The sequence below is a fragment of the Anthropogastromicrobium aceti genome, from assembly GCF_020687335.1.
GTDB classification, from domain to species: Bacteria; Bacillota; Clostridia; order Lachnospirales; family Lachnospiraceae; genus Anthropogastromicrobium; species Anthropogastromicrobium aceti.
This window is the reverse complement of sequence record NZ_JAJEQN010000033.1, coordinates 1-18,195: the sequence shown is the minus strand read 5'-3', so window position 1 is coordinate 18,195 and position 18,195 is coordinate 1. Positions and strand designations below refer to the sequence as shown.

Genomic DNA, 18,195 nt, shown 5'->3' with positions numbered 1-18,195 from the left:
TTCTCTCCTGTTCATTTTTAATTAATTTTGTTTTTCACGAAACGAATGCGGTCTAATTCAAACAAGTCTTCTTCCCCTTCAGCAAAGAATTGAAGTTCAATCTCATACCGACCACTCTTATTGAGTTCGATTGGCGCTTTCCATGTTGTTTCCTGATGGATATCCTCTATATTGATCACACCAACTGACTCACCATTTGCCAGAATGCTAATTCCACATTCCTTCAGAGCTGTTCCTTCGATCTCGATTGTCCAATTGGCATCCTCCAAGAACTCGATATAGCGCCATTTTACGCTGCAGCCATCGGTGATATGTACAAGTGGGAAGCGTCCTTCTTTCTCGGTAAGATATGCTCCGCCAGTCAGACCGCACTGCCAGCCTGCCTCAATACCTGCCGTGGCATCTAGTCCATGTGAAAATCCCTGTGAGGTCATCTCTACCTGCTCGATAATTCCTCTCTCTTCATCTACCTCAATACGCTCAACACGTGCACGGCGCGCATATTTTGTGTTGTTGGAGGAACCATGATAGAATACATACCACTGATTTTCTATCTTCACGATTGAGCCATGATTATTCCAGCTTTGCGGATCAATTCCTGTATTGTCGATTATACGACCTTTTCTTACATACGGACCAGCAACAGATTTGCTTACTGCATAGTCAAGATTTGTCGGATGACCGCCATTACGGTGTGTTTCATCAATAAATTCACTTGCGTACACGATAACATAATGATCACCTACCTTGCGAAGTGATGATGCCTCATGGAATCCATGACCATCATCATCCTTATTGATCAATGCTTCCTCATATGTATCTGGATTCAGTGTACACATATCATCATTTAATTCTGCCATATGGCAGTGGCCCTGACCCCAGGTGTAATAATATTTTCCGTTGTCCTCCAAAACAGACGGATCAATGCCTTCGATTGGCTTTCCTCCCATCGTTATCTGCACAGCATCCTCAAATGGTCCGTATGGGTTCTTGCTTTTTGCAACACCCTCTGTTCCATCTGAAAGGCAGAAATAGAAATAATACAACTCGCCTTTCTTTGTAACATCTGGCGCCCATAAAAGCCCATTTGACCACGGCACGCCTTTTTTGATGCCCTCTTTTTCGTACTCATCGGTTGATGCAAGCACTGGGCCGTGATCGGTCCACTCGGTCAAATCTGATACAGGTGCTGAATATACATGAAACTTGTGGCAGCAATACTCGCCGTCAAACTCATCCTTTGAGCCATACAAATAAACTCTTCCATCAAATACCTTCGGCTCTCCATCTGGAATATAAATATCCAGCGGCAGAAATGGATTTTTTGCACCACTTTGATAGACAGCGTTTGCAGGCTCTTTAACATATTCCATGTTTAATCCTCCAATCTATTGGGCTTTTGTCTTAAACAAATCCTTTGACCCCAACTAGAAAGTATGATACCATGGATAACGATTGTTGGCAAATACAATCCACTCTTATTTTTATTATTATGGAAGGATTTTTTTATGAAACGCTCTCAATTAAAAAACTCATTTTTGCTGCTTTTGACTGCGGCTATTTGGGGATCTGCTTTTGTCGCACAAAGCGTAGGCATGGACTATGTTAAGCCGTTTACGTTTAATGGAGTACGATCTGCGATTGGTGCACTTTTTTTGATCCCTTGCATCTTTTTCTTTCAAAACCGCACAAATTCTTCTGAAGTATCACCTGCAGACCAATTGAATCAATCAGCCAAAACTCTCGCATCATCGCCAATTGCTCGAAAAACATTATTCTTCGGCGGGCTATGCTGTGGTATTGTGCTGGCGGCCGCTTCTTCCCTTCAGCAGATTGGAATTTCCTACACAAGTGTTGGAAAGGCTGGCTTTCTGACTGCCATCTATATTGTTCTTGTGCCGATTCTTAGTCTATTTTTAAAGAAACGCTGCAGCCCGCTAGTATGGCTTAGTGTTGCACTGGCAGTTGGCGGTTTATATCTGTTAAGCGTTCCTGATGGTTTTGGCTCTATTGGAAAGGGTGATCTTCTTTTGATTGCCGGCTCTTTCTTATTTGCCGTGCATATCTTAGTAATAGACTATTTTTCACCGCGCTGCAATGGTGTGGCTTTATCGTGTATACAGTTTTTTGTATGCGCAGTCGTATGTCTTATTCCGGCATTTATTTTTGAGCAGCCATCACTTTCTTCTATCCTTGCAGCATGGGCTCCTATTTTGTACGCTGGTGTTCTCTCCTGCGGTGTCGGCTATACTCTTCAAATTATAGGACAAAAGGGTATGAATCCAACTATCGCATCTCTTATTTTGAGTCTGGAATCTGCTATATCTGTTCTTGCCGGCTGGTTGATTCTTGGTCAAACCTTATCGGCACGTGAGCTTACAGGATGTGCTATTGTTTTTCTGGCAATTGTGCTTGCTCAGCTTCCATGGCCGCCAACAAAAAAATCTTAAAGAAAGGCATTTTATGGACCGAACACTTACTTATACCGTCTCGATTGAAGAAAGTGACCTGCGCGCAGATCAGTTTTTATCGCGCCGCGGCTTTTCCTCTCACCTTTTGACGCGGCTTCGCAAAAACATGGAACATCTTCTTATAAATGGCACGCCAAGCCGCACAAACACACCTCTTCATGAAGGCGACATTCTGACAGTACATATTGTTGAGGAGCATTCCTCCTACCATGTGCCTCCTGTAAAGCTTCCTCTTTCAATTGTCTACGAGGATGAGGATATTCTTGTTGCAAATAAGCCGGCTAAAATGCCTATTCATCCTTCTATGGACAATTATTATAATTCACTGGCAAATGCTCTTGCCTGGTACTACCGTGACAGCGGCAATTTTATCTTTCGCTGCACAAACCGCTTAGACAGAGATACCTCAGGGCTTACAGTAATTGCCAAAAATATGCTCTCCTCTGCCGTTCTTTCTGATATGGCTGTTCGTCATGCAATTACGCGTGAATATCTGGCGATTGTGCGCGGTGTCGTTACTCCTGCGTCCGGCACAATCACTGCACCGCTCTCAAGAAAGCCTGGCTCTATAATTGAGCGCTGTGTAGATTTTGAACACGGAGAACGCGCCGTAACTCATTACAAAACATTAGAAACAAAAAATGGGCACAGCCTTGTCTCTTTACAGCTTGAGACAGGCCGCACCCATCAGATACGGATTCATATGAAATATTTAGGCTTTCCGCTTGTCGGTGATTACCTCTACAATCCAGATATGGAATTTATCACACGTCAGGCGCTCCACTCATGCCGTCTTTCCTTTGAGCATCCTATCACTCATGTGCCTCTTTGCTTTGAGGCGCCACTTCCAGATGATATGAAACGCGTGCTACTCGACGTTTTTTAAGGCATCTGTCATCGGAATTGCCTTGATTTTTTTGATCTGGAAGAATGAGATCACGGCATAAGTGATCAGTCCGGCTGCAAGAACTTTTAACAGATCTAGCGGTTCCATATAAAATTCCAGATAACCAGAATACTCTGCAAACGCAACCTCACAGATAACCTTCAGTAGCACAATACATAACCCTATTGTCACTACAAGTGAAACAACTGATACGATTGTGGTGGTACGAATATATAAGCGGTTGATTTCCTTGTCACTGTATCCTAAAATCTTTGCCATGGAAATTGACTGCGCATTTTTCTCGATTACTACCTTTGAGAGCAGATACAAAAGCAGTGCAAACATGATCACGCCAAAGCCCTGGAAGAGAACAGCCATACCGCCCATTGACAATCGAAGCTGTCTGGAGGTCTTTGTCAAATCTTCCTTTGATATAGTCATTGCAATGTTTTTCTGCGTCAAATCAGTCAGTTCTTCATTTGAAAAATATCCTGGATAATAGCTTTCCTTCTCAAATGTTTTCTCAAACGCATCACAATTCATAAATACAGACAATGCTGCCGGATATGTATAGATACCCGTAACGGTAAAGGAATACGTTTTCTCCCCATACTCTTCCTGCAATGTAATCGTATCACCTTTTTTAATATGCTGCTTATTTGCATAGGCATTTGAAATCAATACCTCATCATCTGCAATGCTGCTCTTTATGTAGGCGCTGTTTTCCTGTACGCCATACACCATCACTTCCTCGCTCTTGTAGCGTCCCTCCTGTGTCTTTAATACCGTCACATCATAGCTTTCCGCCTCTTTATTTTCTGTCTTTTCTTCGCTTACAAGCACATACTGATGCTCTGCAAGAAGATGAGTTGTAATCTCCTGTTCGAAATGATCAAGCAGCGGTCCAAACATAAATCCAAACAATAAAATCAGGTTTGCGAACAAAATTCCGATAAACAAAATGACATAGTTTGGAATGTTCTGAAACAGGATTCTCATACGGAACCTCTTCATAATAGGAATCGTAGTCTTTAAGCGAAATGCCTTTTTCTTTTGTCTGCGGCTCAAATCACGACGAAGGAAACGAAGCGGTGAAAGACTCATCTTTTCTGCCAGCATAATAAAATTAATGGCAAACATCAAAAGCACTGGAATTACTGTTGTCTTGACAAATGCATCGGCGTTCCAGATCGTGACATAAGTCGGAAGGCTATAGCTTGCATAGTACAGTGCTGCCATATAACCTTTAAATACAGTGTATCCTAAAATATTTCCAATCACTGCTGCAATCAAGACAATGAGCATCGGCATTGCCATATAATGACGAATCAACTCTCCCTTTGAGTAGCCAGACGCGCGAAGTGTACCGATTACTGCTGATTCCTTGTTGATCGTGTTGCTGGTAGTCACGGCAAATACAAACGCAATAATAGCAATGACGATATAAAGAAATACGGTAAACATAGCATTATCGCCCTTTATATCATCTCCGGTAAAGATAATCGCCTGATTTACATACTCTGGTATAAAGCCTTCGACACCGTTCAGATTCAAAAGCGCATTTACATACAAAGTTTTCAAGAAAGATTCGCTGAGTGTCTTTGCCTCTTTCTCATCTGCCGGACGCTCGCTGTAACGCCATGAATAATTGTAGTGAAGATGATCATCGTTGATTTTATTAAATCCATCCTCTGTCACAATAGCCACACCAAATCTCACAGCGTCAAACATCATATCTGACGTGGATGAAAACAATGCACTGTAATCAGAAAGTGCCACTAAACCGCATATTGTGTAGGACACATCTCCAAGTTCCATCACATCACCAACAGAAATTTTATTATTTACGGCATACATACGGTCAATTGCAATCTCATTTTCATCTTCTGGAAAGCTTCCTTCCATCAGGCATTCCAGATCAATTTCTGTACGCTTCTTAAAAATACGAAGCGTACTCTCCACATTCTTTGTCTGTTCTTCTTTATAGAAGTTTGGATAAATCTTTGTTCCATCCTTTTGCAAGGCGTCTAACAGACCGCTTGATGCCTCTCTTTTAACCTCAAAATTTCCATCTTCAATATTATATTTTTCAAAACTCTCATCATAGGCCTGTGACATACTGCCGCTCGCAACCAAAAATCCAGATACAAGCGCGATCACACCTGCTATAAATACAAACAGAACAATATATTTTCCAGCCTCGCTCTTTAATTCCCTAAGAAAACGTTTATTCAATGGATTTGTTTTTTTCTTTACCATTCCAGATCCTCCGCTGCCATACGCGTCTCATTGCGGCAATTCTCACGAATACGGCCATCATGAAGCTTTACGACGCGATCTGCCATCTTCTCGATTGCGTTATTATGTGTTACCATAACAACAGTATTTCCATATTTGCGGTTGACCTGCTCGATTAGTTTTAAAATCTCCTTTGATGTTGCATAATCAAGTGCACCTGTTGGCTCATCGCACAGCAAAATATCTGGATTCTTTACAATGGCTCTTCCTATAGCTGTTCGCTGCTGCTGTCCTCCTGATAACTGATTCGGCAGCTTATGACGATGCTCATACAAGCCAAGTGTCTTTAACAAATCATCTACATCAAGTGGGTTGTCACTTAAATAAGCACCAACCTCTACATTTTCCTTGATATTTAAATTTGGAATCAAATTATACATCTGAAAGACATAACCTAGATGCTTTCTTCTGTACAATGTCAGCGTCTTTTCGTCCATATCGGCTGTCTTTTCGCCATTAATTGCAATATAGCCGCTGTCTGCACCGTCAATTCCCCCAATAATATTTAACAGTGTCGATTTCCCAGAACCTGAAGGTCCCAAAAGCACGCATAATTCTCCTTTTTCAATCTCCATGTCAATTCCCTTTAACACTTCGATACGGCTGTCGCCTTCGCCGAAATGTTTTTTGATTCCTTTAATCTCCAGAAACATGACGTTCCCCCTCTCTTTATATTGATGAGACTGTGTTCTGGTTAAGTTTATGATGCCAGAAGTTAGTATTATCTAACTTCATATTATACGAGCTTTTATAAAGAAAAACAACCAACATTGTTGATATTTTTTCTCAACAATGTTGGTTGTTTGTTGTTATGGATACCCGGTAGTTTGACTACACAATGAATGTGACATCCATTACTATAATTTTTACTTTTCTGGTACTACAATTATGTCTTTGGTAAAATGATTAAGGACCTTGCATCCATCCTCTGTTACGAGAACGAGATCCTCAACACGCACACCAAAATTTCCTGTTAAGTAGATACCCGGCTCTATGGAGAAGGTCATGCCCGGCTTTAATATATCTGTATTTGCCGATGAGACATCTCCTGCCTCATGAACCTCCTGACCGATGTTATGACCGGTACGATGTACAAAGTATGGGCCATATCCCTGCTCTGTTATATAATCTCTTGCGGCTGCATCTACATCACAGAAGCGAACACCTGGCTTTACTGCTGCGATTGCGCGCTCGTTAGCTGTCTTTACGATGTTGTATACCTTCTTCTGTTCTTCGCTTACATTACCCAAGAATACAGTTCTTGTCATATCTGAGCAATAGCCATTCCACAAGCATCCAATATCAAGAATTACGCTGTCGCCAGATTTTCCTGTGGAATCGTCGTTACTGTGATGCGGGTCAGCAGCATTTGCACCGTAGCAGCAAATCGGATAGAAGGAAAATCCTTCTGAACCAAGATCGTGATAAATATCAAGCAGCTTATCGGCAAGTTCCTTCTCTGTATAACCTTTGTTGACCTCTTTGATAAGACGCTCAACTGCCAGATCGTTTAATCTGGAGGCTTCGATCATAAACTCCTGCTCTTCGTTTGTCTTAATCTGGCGAATCTTATCAATGATGTAAGAACCATTCTTGTATGTCAGATTTGGACGAAGTTCCATAAGACGAAGCAAAAACTTTGCTGCCCAGTTTTTATCAATGCCAATCACGCCAGTTTCTGCAATCTTCTCAGAAAGAATTGCAACGCAGTCATCAACATCATCAACATACGTAACCGGCCAAATCGGATTATCTCCCTGTGGGTACAGCTTGCTGATTACAAGCTCAGTCTTGCCAGCTGCTGCATCAAATACAAGTACCATCAGACGTTCGCCCGGGTTCATGAGTCTTCCCATCAGATAGTTGATGGAGGCAGGATCGCTTACAATAAGCTGATCCATGCCATTTTCCTTCATTGATGTCAAAACCTTTTGTGCTCTTTCTTTAAATACAGTCTCTTTTACCATCTCTTTTGTCTGCCTTTCTGTCTTTGTCTTTATGTCCATATATGCCAGACTTCTCGTTTTTACTTTGTTACCGGCGTTGGTCTGGACCAGTCAAATACTAATCTTGAATCAATCAATGCTGACAAACGATCCTTTGCACCTGATGACGGATCTACATAGGAGCTGATTGCTTCCCACATACGCTGTCCGTCTACATTAGCGCGTCCCATACGGAAATATTCATTTCCAAGCTGTGTCCAGCCAAGGTTTGAGTCAACGCTGCAGAAGTAGCTAAATCCTAACTCCTTTAACAGCTGATACTTTTGATTTGCAGGATCATATCCTCTCCAGGAGCCCTCATACAAATCTTCACCTTGCGGATAAATGATGATATCAACATCGCCAAGAAGCGGCTTTACCTCGCGATCCCACAAACGGGAATCAGACTCAAAACGCTCATATGATCCAGAATCACCGACCTTGTTGTGACCCCATGTATGACTTGCAAACAGCCATCCATCATCACGGCATGCCTGCGCTACCTGCTTTGCACTCTCCTTATCCTGCTCGATATTAGGATTTGGCTGATACATAGTCTGCTTCTTCTTTAAGTTGTTCTCCAGATTCCATGAGAAATACTGATCAAAGTAATCGCAGTTGCTGTTGTACCAGAAATCACTTGTACGATATCCAAAAATACCCTCATATCCAGTCAGAGCAATGATACCCTTAGCGCCGCGATATGAAAAGTCTGGATGAGTCTCAACAAAATCATCAAGAATCGGAACAACATCATATGAACCATAGCTTAGGCTGCCATCTGAATTCGTATATTCACTTGTCGGAGTTCCATCCTCACCAACAACGAGCTTGCTTGCAAAACCGTGACCTGTCATGTATTCGTAGTAGCTTACATCATCAACAGACAAAACAAATGGCTTCTTGCCTTCCGGAAGATAAATCGGCTGATGCTTCATAACCTGTGTGCCGTCTGCCTGTGTCTCATATGATGCCACATCATAAATGCTTACAAGCACATATCCTCTTGTATACATTTCTTCAAGAATACGGCAAAACTCATCCACTGTAGTCATTACATAGTTGTAATCCTTTACCTTGTTCATACCATCCTGCTTGCTGATTGCGATGTTATCATCAAAGGCTCTGCTTGTATCAACAACAAGCGTATGGAAGAAAATATGAGGAATTGTGCTGTTATCTGCGTAGACAACAGCCTCGCTCTTTCTCTGCTCATAATCTGCAATGGCTGCTGTATAAGCTGCGTTGCTCTCATATCCTGATACTGACTGGATCTTTGCGATTGCACCATCATAATCATACATCGCTGCTAAATAATTAGCATCATCAAGTACACTATCTCCAGTCTTTTCCAGTACATATTCCCATGCTGGCTCTGTTTCCATAGAACCTGCCTGACGCTCTGGAACAATCATATTTCCATTCGCATCATTCTCATATGTCTGCGGCTCCATCATAGTTGCCTGTCCTGCTGCCTGTGTCTGACCAGCTGCAGACTCAGCCTGTGCAGCTTCTGTCTGCGCCTGCGTCTGAACTTCCTCAGCATTTGCCTCGCTTCCTGATGAACTTGTCAGCGCAGCTTCCTGCGTCACAGAAGGCGTATTTTGTGATACTGCCTGCGTATTGCCTGTTTTTCCACCAAAACCGACAGTCTCTCCGTTTCCTACACGGCTGATCTGCCAAATCAAAATGATTAGTACAGCAAATAAAAGAATCAGCAGTGTCACACAAACTACAATCAGGCCTGTGCCTTTTTTCTTTTTTCGTTTGTTTTTTTCTGTATCTTTCTGACTCATGTTTCTCCAATCTGTCGGGGACTTCCCCGGCGTATTTCTTATTTTTTCAACTCACAGTCGGTATTTTCACGAAGTCTGACGTGTCGAAAATAGTTCGGCTGTGACTTGCATCATGGCAGTGGGGAATACCGATTTCTCTCCGCCCACCGCTGCCGTTATGTTTCCTTTAGCAATTCATCTCACTGCCTTAGAAACGGGGTTCTTTTCCAGCCGATTACATCAAAAATGATTGTACCTCATTTTCATGCATAATGCTATAACTTTTTTCTTACAGACTTCTTACGTCACTCCGCCGCAATCTGCTCTTTCACATTTTCTATTGCTTTTTGCAGCTGATTATCCTCACTTTTTTCGATTGTCAGTTTTGTCTTAAGTTCTTCGTTTAGCTCTACCTCTACATCTGGAGTGATTCCTTCTCCGTGTATACATGTGCCGCGCGGTGTAAAATAACGTGATACTGTAATTTTAATTGCGCTTCCATCGTTAAATGGCAAAATGCTTTGCACGATTCCTTTTCCAAAGGTCTGTGTTCCGATGATTGTTCCTGTCTCATAATCTTGAATGGCACCCGAAAAAATCTCAGATGCTGACGCACTGTTTCCATTTACGAGCACAGCAAGCGGAAGATCGAAATAATGCTCTGCATCAGACGTATAGGTATCTCCTTCTCCATTTTTATCCTCTGTGTAGACAATGGTGCCTTCCGGAAGCATATAATCAAGCATATCTACAACGCAGCTTAACAGACCTCCAGGATTGTCACGAATATCTACAATCAGACCTTCCATGCCCTGTGCCTTTAAATCATCAACTGCTGCTATATATTGGTCTGACGTAACCTCATCAAACTCTGTCACCTGAACATAGCCAATATTGTCCTCTAACATCTCATATGCAACTGTCGGGACTTCAATTTTTCTTCGCTCAACAGTAAAATCATAATACTTATCTTCTGACTCACGATATACGCGTATATCAACTGTAGTACCGCCCTCTCCTTTGATCCAGGAAACAACAGTGCTTACGTCGATGCCGCTTACATCATTCCCGGCAACCTCTATTAAAATATCGCCCGGAAGCATACCGGCCTCGGCACCAGGACAGCCCTCAAACGGCCGCACAACAGTAATGATCTTTGTCTGAACATTCTGTGATACAACAACACCTATTCCCTCATAGCTTCCGCTTGTTGATTCCATCAGTGTCTGATATTCATCTGCCGTGTAATAGCATGAATATGGATCATCAAGCGCATTCATAAAACCTTTATAAATGTTATCCTGATAATCCTTAGCATCTGCCGTATCAAATAAAAAGTAATCATCGGCACACTGCTCGAGAAGCTTTAATTTTGTCATCAGCTCATCTGTGATGGCCTCCTGATTCTGTGACTCGACTGTAGATGATGTTGCTGTCTTCGTTCCTCTCGATGAATATGCTGTTGCGAGCGAACTGTAACGATAATGACGGCTGAAATATATACCTGCCAGCGAACAGCCCATGATTGCTGCTGCCGCACCTACTGCCATACCTGCTGCAAAATTATTTTTTCTGTGTTTCTTTTTGCCTGTTTGAAGCTCATTTTTTTCCTCTATTGTTTCAGCATCTTCATTTAACTGTCTGTTTTTTTCTTCCACTTGCATCCACCTTTCCTCTGAACAGTCAGATCTATCAATGCTATTAGCATGACCAAAATCTGTCCGTCAATACTTTTGTATGCAAAACCAAAAGGGGGAAACAGACTCTTACGTCCGTTTCCCCCGGTTTTTCTACGCTGGAGCCTTAGTTTTTCTCCATATAATTCATATACTTCACAACCATAAGCGCAATCTTAAAGGTAATCGCATCCTCAAATACACGCAGGTCTAATCCAGTGCTCTTCTGAAGCTTGTCCAGACGATATACAAGTGTATTTCTGTGAATATACAGCTGTCTGGATGTCTCAGATACATTCAGGCTGTTCTCAAAGAACTTGTTGATTGTGGTCAATGTCTCATCGTCAAACTCATCTGGAGACTTGCCATCAAAAATCTCCTTGATAAACATACGACACAGCGGAATCGGAAGCTGATAAATTAGACGGCCAATGCCAAGCTTAGCATAAGCAACAACGTTCTTGTTGCTAAAGAAGATCTTTCCAACATCAAGTGCCATCTTTGCCTCTTTGTAGGATCTGGAAACTTCCTTTAACTCATTTACAACAGTTCCATATGCAACATGCACCTGACTCATTGCCTCGGTATTAAGCATATCAACCATAACCTGAGCTGTCTTCTCAAGATCATCCTGTGTCTCGCCCGGCTTTACCTCGCGAACAACGATGATATTCTTCTCATCAACTGCAGTGATGAAATCCTTTACTCTTCCGGTAAACAGGCTGCGTACCGTCTCAAGTGCATTGACATCCTTCTCATTCTTTGTCTCTATTACATAGACAACTCTCTTCGCAGATACTTCAATATGAAGCTTCTTTGCGCGATTATAGATATCTACCAACAGCAGGTTATCAAGAAGCAGGTTCTTAACGAAGTTATCCTTGTCAAAACGCTCTTTGTATGCAACTAACAGGTTCTGTACCTGGAATGCTGCAATCTTTCCTACCATGTAAACATCGTCACTGCCTCCCTTTGCCAGCATTACATATTCAAGCTGATGCTCATCAAATACCTTAAAGAACTGGAATCCAGCAACTACCTGGCTGTCTGCCGGCGACAACGTAAAATTCACGATGGTCTCCGTGGTAATCTCCGGATCACCAAACGTAGATGCCAGCATGTTTCCGTCGGTATCGCATACACACAAATCAATTCGTGCGATATTTTTCAGCCCTTCAATTGTACTTTGCAAAATCTGGTTCGAAATCATACTTTCCTCACATTCCGCCGCCGTAGCAGCTTATAGTTTTCACAGCTTACCGCCATTCCTTCTTATATTGTATAACATTTTTCGAGAAAAAAAAAGGGGAAATGTAAATTTTTTACATTTCCCCTAAAAAATCTTAATTTAATTCAATTAGTTTAATACAACCAACTCGCTATCCTTATCGAAGATATGGATTCTGCTCAGGTCAAGACCCAGAGTCAGAGTATCGCCCGGTCTAGCAGTTGTTCTTGGGCTTACACGAGCGGTGAAGCTTGTCTCGTTGATATCGAAGTACAGGAATACCTCAGCACCCAGAAGCTCGTACACACGGATTGTAGCAGTCAGAGTAGCACCCGGATAGTTGCTCATATCGCCATCATGGATATCCTCTGGACGAATACCGAAGCAAACTTCCTTACCAACATAACCCTTCTGAACTAATACCTTACCCTTCTCATCTGGAAGAGTGATATCAGCGTTACCAAACTGAACATGTACCTGGTTGCCTACCTGAACAACCTTAGCATCGATCAGGTTCATCTGCGGAGAACCGATGAATCCAGCAACGAACTTGTTAGCCGGCTTATCGTACAGGTTCTGCGGAGTATCTACCTGCTGGATAACACCATCCTTAAGAACAACGATTCTGGTACCCAGAGTCATAGCCTCGGTCTGGTCATGTGTTACGTAGATGATGGTTGTACCTAATCTCTGATGCAGCTTGGAGATCTCGATTCTCATCTGTACACGAAGCTTTGCATCCAAGTTGGACAGAGGCTCATCCATCAGGAATACCTTTGGCTCACGCACGATTGCACGACCCATAGCAACACGCTGTCTCTGACCACCGGAAAGAGCCTTCGGCTTACGATCAAGCAGATGCTCGATATCAAGGATCTTAGCTGCCTCATGAACCAGCTTATCAATCTCAGCCTTCGGAACTTTTCTTAACTTAAGACCGAATGCCATGTTATCATATACAGACATATGCGGATACAGAGCGTAGTTCTGGAATACCATTGCGATATCTCTATCCTTTGGCTCTACGTCGTTAACGACCTTATCACCAATCTTTAACTCACCAGAAGAAATTTCCTCCAGACCTGCGATCATACGAAGAGTAGTAGACTTACCACAACCAGACGGTCCTACGAAGATGATGAATTCCTTATCTGCGATCTCAAGGCTGAAATCCTTAACGCCGACAAAGCCGTTAGGATAAACCTTAGTTACATTCTTTAAAGACAAACTTGCCATTTTGAATTTCCTCCCTAATTTTCGAAACTGTTGACAGTCAGTTTTCTGATATGGTTATAATACATGATTTCGTAATTTTTTACCATACTGTTTTTCACCAAAAAAACAACGACATTTTTATATATGTTGTACACCTAATTTTCACATTTTATTAGTGGGTTGAAAACGACATTTTTATTATATTTCCACAAAACCTTCACCCAATACTTCTCTTGAGTCATTTACTATCACAAAAGCTCTGCTGTCTGCTTCTAAAACGACATCTTTTATACGAGCAATTTCACGAGGAGATATAACGCAAATGAGAATTGTTTTGTCTTGATTTGTGTACATGCCTCTTCCCTGCAGTCCAGTGACACCTCTGCCAAGCTTCTCTATAATTTTCTCAGCAATCAACGCTGACTGATCCGAAATGATATAAAGCATTTTGGCTGAAGTACTTCCCTCCATGATTCGATCTGAAATTTTCGCCGTCAGATAAACTACTATAATAGAGTAAAGCGCAATGCGAATGCCAAAAACCATAATTCCTACCGATGTAATAACTACATCAAGCAGCTGCATAAGCTTTGGCAATGAAATATAAGGAAAGAAATGATGTAAAATTGCACCGCACATATCAGTACCGCCTGTAGTTCCCTTTCCTAAAAAGACAAGACCAACACCGATACCCATGCTGACACCGCCAAAAACAGATGTCAAAAACAGATCAGGTTCCTCCATCAGCTGCACATACGGTATCACTGCAAGCCAAAAAGAAAGGAGAAGTGATCCCACCACTGTGCGCTTTGCAAAGTCCCATCCATTGATCTTTAATACAATAGGAACCATCGGCACATTTAAGATCAGGTTCGTTACCCACAGCGGAACACCATCTGGAACAATTCCCTTTGTCAGTTCCTTTACTATAATTGCAATTCCGGTAAAACCACCCGGGACCATTCCATCTGGATCTAAGAAAAACTGAAGTGATACTGCAATAACTGCCGTACCTGCCACAATCAGCAGATATTCGGCAAGCTTTTTTTGTCGAATTGTAAGTTTTTGTAGCATATTTTCTCCTTAAACAACAAAGAAAGCAAAATCCTGCGAGTGATTTTCCTTTCTTTTCTCTTCTTATTATCCTATAATTCTTCTCAAAGTACCTTTTATTATACAGAAACGGAGTTTTTTTATGATTTCTTATGAATCCTCATACTCAATACTGATCGGCCACCGTATCCGTAATGAACGAATTGCACTAGGTATGACACAATCTGAGTTTGCCAAACTGCTTGGCATCTCACCCAGCTATCTCGGTGCACTTGAGCGCGGCACACGCCCTGTCTCGCGAAGCATTATGAACCGCCTTCACGAAAAAACACATATTTCCTACGATTACCTGCTTGAAGGACTCGAAAAGCCAGATGATACTATACCCATCATGCAAAATATCGTTGCAGAGCCAGAACATTATCGTGTTCGCCGCGATATTGGGCTTCTTCTTGCCTCCTGCTCTGTGCGGGAGGCAAAAGACTGCTACCAGCTGATTCATACTTATTTAGATCATCTACGAAGCTCTGACAGCTCTAAATCAAAAGACGGCTAACCATAAATAAAATACATATTGCTGCTGCACCAATAAAAAATGGATCAATCAGTCTGCTAGTACCTCTTTTTTGAAGTGCTTTTTTCTCTCCGCCATTAAGAACCCACGCAAAGTAGTCCTCTCTGTCACACAGCTTTGCTAAAAGCTTCACTAATACAACAACAAGCGCTGTAGTCACAATAGCTACAATACCTACAACAATTACTGTTGTAACAAGATAGGTCTGCTGGAAAGCTCCTGAAATTTCAAGCATTCCTTCCTCTTCCACACCTGATGCAGTAAGCGATGTCAGTGCATTTATTGCCTGTGCTGACTGAAAATTAATCAGAAAATGAATTGCCATGGATGCATAAATACTGCCTGACGCTTCTACGACAGCTGCAAAAATAACACCAAGCACAAAGCCATATGAGAACTGGTTAAAATTTAGATGCATTAATCCAAAAATCAATCCGCTCATAAGTGCTGCCTTCCAAAAGCCATGGCTTCTGTATCCATGGAAAAAGACGCCTCTGAAAACAAATTCTTCGCTAAATGCAGGAATAACAGCCAGAAATAAAATATTCATCCATCCAGGACCGCCGGTCATCTGTTCTGCAAGCCCTGCAGCTGCATTCGGCACAAAAAGTGAGCTAAACAGATTCAAGAACGATAAAAGCGGCATTGATAAAAGCGTGATGCCAACCAGACAAAGAAGTGCGCCAAAATGCAGACGGCGATGACGAATTTCTTTATAAAGGTTGATGTGCTCTTTTTTTGTATATCCCCATGCAGGCAGAAGGATCAGAAGCTGTGCCACTAAAAGATCTGCGTAAATTGGAAGCTCCATGCCATTTGTCAAGAGCACATAGGCATATGAGCCTCCAATTGAAAAGATCGCAAGAATCAGAAACGTCAAATTTAATTTTGCTGTTTTCGTCATACTCACTTCTCTTTTCTGTATTCAATACGATTCTCGCCGATCTCAATCTTTCCTTCCTTGAGCAGATGACCAAGTGCACGCTTAAACGCATTCTTGCTCATCTTCAGTTCTCTTTTAATCTTATCCGGCTCTGCCTTCTCGCCAAATGGCAGATATCCGCCAAAAGACTCCATTGCATTTAAAATCGTCTCGCTGTCTGTATCCATCTGCAGATATGCCTTATCACGAACTGCCAGATTCAGCTTTCCATCAGAACGCACCTCTGTGACACGTGCATTAACCTGATCTCCGGTACGGTAATTATCGTAAATTTCTTTCTTTGGGATCAAACCAAAGTAACGGTTATCTACCGCAACAAACACACCAATCTCAGGATTTACGCGGTAAACAGTACCTGTTACCTGATCTCCCTTCTGATATGGGCTATCACTGTGAAGACGCTCATACACCTTCATTGTTGCACAAAGACGCTTACTCTTATCAAGGTACAGCGCCACCAGACAATGCTCTCCTCTTCTTACTGGAACTGTCTGCTCTTTAAATGGAAGAAGAAGATCCTTCTCAAGTCCCCAATCTAAGAATGCACCGATTCTTGTCTTTTCCTTAACAGTCAGCACTGCCATCTCGTCCATTACAAGAAGTGGTCTTCTTGTTGTAGAAATGATACGATCCATGGAATCCTTGTATACGAATACCTCGATCTCATCTCCTTCCTTTGTTCCCTGTGGAACCTGCTTTCTTGGAAGCAGCACGCTCTCTTTTTCTCCTTCATGTCCCAGATAGACGCCAAAATCCTTAATACGAAGCACAGTAAGCGTCTGCATCTTTCCTAATTCGATCATATTTCCTCTCATTCTGCCGTTTGCGCGGCTCTCTGTATGATTCAGCCGACATCCAAAGTTTTTGTCGGTGATCTTCTTTTACTGAAAAGCAACTACTGCATATGCAGTCTGCTCATCCTTTTTTAACTGGACAATAATCTGTCCATCTTCTTCTTTTGTGACAACAGGAATCATCGTATCACCTAAAAGTGCCTGATAACGGTATTCGGCACGCACCTGATGCAGTGAAAAATCAGACGGCAGGTAACGGCTTGCCATCAATACATACTGCGTGTTATTCACATGATGATTGCTATCTAAATGTTCGGTGCGCACAGTTATAGGTTCCATGACGATGCCTTCCTTTGGCGCTGCAATCTTTCGATCTGCATATGGCATGTCAAGTGGTGTTCCAAGCTCGTAAGGGCTGCTGTCCTCCTCCGTGATGCGCACCGGACGCATCTGCGATTTTTGAACTAACACCCAGTTTGAGTTTGCTACAACACACTGTGTCCCATCTTGTCTTTGGATGCAGAAGTTTCGCTTGCCAAGCGTTCCCTTAAACTGGTACGCCTGTGTCCCGATTTCAATGTATTCACAGCATCTTGGACGCTCTTTTATAATGATCTGCCAGGAATTTAAAAGCCACACCCGATCACGCTTTTTAAGCACATCCGTTCCATTGCCTACATCTTCTGAGTGAAAGACACTGCAGTCCTGAAGATAATTCATAATGCCTGCGAGTGACAGCTTTCCATTCTCGTCCGTCTCACTGAAACGAACCCTGCTGGTAAATGTATACATATTCGTTCCTCCATCCAGAGCATAAAACAGCTCCTTTTGATTATATCATTTCCTTTTGGGAAAAGAAAGCAAAATTTTATATATTTTTCAAAAAAATGCTTGACATTTGGACAATCCTGTATTATCATAAACATGTTGCTTAAAGCGCTATCGCCAAACGGTAAGGCACTGGACTCTGACTCCAGCATTTTCCAGGTTCGAATCCTGGTAGCGCTGCTAATTAAAACAACGCTGTGGTGAGATTTCATCACAGCGCTTTTTTGCGTTTATAGTTCACGTGTCCAGGTAGATTCATACAAATCCCATGCTTGCATGAGGATTTTATGAATCAACTGGCGTCCTGTGAAGTCATTCATCGAAGGTTCCCCCTCCTAGTAACATAAAGGCACCGCCTCATATTGAAGCGATGCCTTTTATTCTGTCAATTCTTGTAACTATTCAGAACCCCATTCGCAAAATCGCATCTTCGATGCTTCTATTTTGCTCATGTGGTTACTTCGCCATA

15 protein-coding genes and 1 tRNA gene are annotated in these 18,195 nt (G+C 42.2%); 4 read left to right on the top strand and 12 right to left on the bottom strand.

Translation table 11 applies throughout. The features are described from left to right. Positions 1-17: 17 nt before the first annotated feature. Complete coding sequence (locus LKD48_RS12080; protein ID WP_262538868.1) at positions 18-1,373, bottom strand: family 43 glycosylhydrolase; 1,356 nt, start codon at positions 1,371-1,373, stop codon at positions 18-20. Positions 1,374-1,508: 135 nt separating this feature from the next. On the opposite strand from LKD48_RS12080, the gene LKD48_RS12075 reads away from it, so the two are divergent. Together LKD48_RS12075 and LKD48_RS12070 are read left to right on the top strand one after the other, a co-directional pair. Further along, positions 1,509-2,450, top strand: a complete 942-nt coding sequence (locus LKD48_RS12075; RefSeq protein ID WP_308732115.1) for a DMT family transporter — start codon at positions 1,509-1,511, stop codon at positions 2,448-2,450. A gap of 13 nt (positions 2,451-2,463) precedes the next feature. Beyond that, positions 2,464-3,357, top strand: coding sequence for an RluA family pseudouridine synthase (locus LKD48_RS12070; RefSeq protein WP_227102337.1), 894 nt, complete (start codon positions 2,464-2,466; stop codon positions 3,355-3,357). Here LKD48_RS12070 and LKD48_RS12065 read toward each other — a convergent pair. The 8 genes from LKD48_RS12065 to LKD48_RS12030 form a co-directional block, all read right to left on the bottom strand. Next, the gene (locus LKD48_RS12065; RefSeq protein WP_308732114.1) at positions 3,340-5,616 is read right to left on the bottom strand and encodes an ABC transporter permease; all 2,277 of its coding nucleotides are present in this window, start codon (positions 5,614-5,616) and stop codon (positions 3,340-3,342) included. The two genes, LKD48_RS12070 and LKD48_RS12065, sit on opposite strands and share 18 nt — an antisense overlap. Next, complete coding sequence (locus tag LKD48_RS12060; RefSeq protein ID WP_227101632.1) at positions 5,610-6,308, bottom strand: ABC transporter ATP-binding protein; 699 nt, start codon at positions 6,306-6,308, stop codon at positions 5,610-5,612. Before LKD48_RS12060 ends, LKD48_RS12065 begins: the two co-directional genes overlap by 7 nt. A gap of 213 nt (positions 6,309-6,521) precedes the next feature. Further along, entirely contained in the window at positions 6,522-7,661 is a 1,140-nt protein-coding gene (locus tag LKD48_RS12055) for a M24 family metallopeptidase (protein WP_227101631.1), read from the bottom strand. 20 nt (positions 7,662-7,681) lie between these two features. Then, positions 7,682-9,436: a polysaccharide deacetylase gene (locus tag LKD48_RS12050; RefSeq protein WP_262538866.1), complete on the bottom strand. Its 1,755-nt coding sequence runs from the start codon at positions 9,434-9,436 to the stop codon at positions 7,682-7,684. Positions 9,437-9,720: 284 nt separating this feature from the next. Then, positions 9,721-11,073 (bottom strand): S41 family peptidase, encoded by a 1,353-nt coding sequence (locus tag LKD48_RS12045; protein WP_227101629.1) that lies wholly within the window; start codon positions 11,071-11,073, stop codon positions 9,721-9,723. A 145-nt stretch (positions 11,074-11,218) separates the two neighbouring features. After that, a complete protein-coding gene (locus LKD48_RS12040; protein ID WP_066562723.1) occupies positions 11,219-12,301 on the bottom strand; it encodes a PucR family transcriptional regulator in 1,083 nt (360 codons plus the stop codon). A gap of 147 nt (positions 12,302-12,448) precedes the next feature. Beyond that, positions 12,449-13,555: an ABC transporter ATP-binding protein gene (locus LKD48_RS12035; RefSeq protein WP_066562725.1), complete on the bottom strand. Its 1,107-nt coding sequence runs from the start codon at positions 13,553-13,555 to the stop codon at positions 12,449-12,451. Between the two features lie 177 nt (positions 13,556-13,732). After that, on the bottom strand, positions 13,733-14,608 hold the full coding sequence (locus LKD48_RS12030) for a YitT family protein (protein ID WP_308732113.1): 876 nt from the start codon (positions 14,606-14,608) through the stop codon (positions 13,733-13,735). Positions 14,609-14,729: 121 nt separating this feature from the next. Between LKD48_RS12030 and LKD48_RS12025 the strand changes: the two genes are divergently transcribed. After that, a complete protein-coding gene (locus tag LKD48_RS12025) occupies positions 14,730-15,143 on the top strand; it encodes a helix-turn-helix domain-containing protein (protein ID WP_118615481.1) in 414 nt (137 codons plus the stop codon). Here the strand turns inward: LKD48_RS12025 and LKD48_RS12020 are convergent. The 3 genes from LKD48_RS12020 to LKD48_RS12010 form a co-directional block, all read right to left on the bottom strand. Then, the gene (locus LKD48_RS12020) at positions 15,124-16,065 is read right to left on the bottom strand and encodes a CPBP family intramembrane glutamic endopeptidase (RefSeq protein ID WP_262538864.1); all 942 of its coding nucleotides are present in this window, start codon (positions 16,063-16,065) and stop codon (positions 15,124-15,126) included. The genes LKD48_RS12025 and LKD48_RS12020 overlap by 20 nt on opposite strands. 2 nt (positions 16,066-16,067) lie before the next feature. Continuing rightward, positions 16,068-16,907: a CvfB family protein gene (locus LKD48_RS12015; RefSeq protein ID WP_118615483.1), complete on the bottom strand. Its 840-nt coding sequence runs from the start codon at positions 16,905-16,907 to the stop codon at positions 16,068-16,070. Positions 16,908-16,985: 78 nt separating this feature from the next. After that, positions 16,986-17,690, bottom strand: a complete 705-nt coding sequence (locus tag LKD48_RS12010; RefSeq protein ID WP_262538863.1) for an acyl-[acyl-carrier-protein] thioesterase — start codon at positions 17,688-17,690, stop codon at positions 16,986-16,988. A gap of 143 nt (positions 17,691-17,833) precedes the next feature. Here LKD48_RS12010 and LKD48_RS12005 point away from each other — a divergent pair. Continuing rightward, positions 17,834-17,906, top strand: a tRNA-Gln gene (locus LKD48_RS12005). Positions 17,907-18,195 lie beyond the last annotated feature (289 nt).

What these genes read in the sequence shown, in the direction of transcription:
- LKD48_RS12080 (WP_262538868.1), bottom strand. Translation starts at nt 1,373, where the DNA reads ATGGAATATGTTAAAGAGCCTGCAAACGCTGTCTATCAAAGTGGTGCA.
- LKD48_RS12075 (WP_308732115.1), top strand. Translation starts at nt 1,509, where the DNA reads ATGAAACGCTCTCAATTAAAAAACTCATTTTTGCTGCTTTTGACTGCG.
- LKD48_RS12070 (WP_227102337.1), top strand. Translation starts at nt 2,464, where the DNA reads ATGGACCGAACACTTACTTATACCGTCTCGATTGAAGAAAGTGACCTG.
- LKD48_RS12065 (WP_308732114.1), bottom strand. Translation starts at nt 5,616, where the DNA reads ATGGTAAAGAAAAAAACAAATCCATTGAATAAACGTTTTCTTAGGGAA.
- LKD48_RS12060 (WP_227101632.1), bottom strand. Translation starts at nt 6,308, where the DNA reads ATGTTTCTGGAGATTAAAGGAATCAAAAAACATTTCGGCGAAGGCGAC.
- LKD48_RS12055 (WP_227101631.1), bottom strand. Translation starts at nt 7,661, where the DNA reads ATGGACATAAAGACAAAGACAGAAAGGCAGACAAAAGAGATGGTAAAA.
- LKD48_RS12050 (WP_262538866.1), bottom strand. Translation starts at nt 9,436, where the DNA reads ATGAGTCAGAAAGATACAGAAAAAAACAAACGAAAAAAGAAAAAAGGC.
- LKD48_RS12040 (WP_066562723.1), bottom strand. Translation starts at nt 12,301, where the DNA reads ATGATTTCGAACCAGATTTTGCAAAGTACAATTGAAGGGCTGAAAAAT.
- LKD48_RS12035 (WP_066562725.1), bottom strand. Translation starts at nt 13,555, where the DNA reads ATGGCAAGTTTGTCTTTAAAGAATGTAACTAAGGTTTATCCTAACGGC.
- LKD48_RS12030 (WP_308732113.1), bottom strand. Translation starts at nt 14,608, where the DNA reads ATGCTACAAAAACTTACAATTCGACAAAAAAAGCTTGCCGAATATCTG.
- LKD48_RS12025 (WP_118615481.1), top strand. Translation starts at nt 14,730, where the DNA reads ATGATTTCTTATGAATCCTCATACTCAATACTGATCGGCCACCGTATC.
- LKD48_RS12020 (WP_262538864.1), bottom strand. Translation starts at nt 16,065, where the DNA reads ATGACGAAAACAGCAAAATTAAATTTGACGTTTCTGATTCTTGCGATC.
- LKD48_RS12015 (WP_118615483.1), bottom strand. Translation starts at nt 16,907, where the DNA reads ATGATCGAATTAGGAAAGATGCAGACGCTTACTGTGCTTCGTATTAAG.
- LKD48_RS12010 (WP_262538863.1), bottom strand. Translation starts at nt 17,690, where the DNA reads ATGTATACATTTACCAGCAGGGTTCGTTTCAGTGAGACGGACGAGAAT.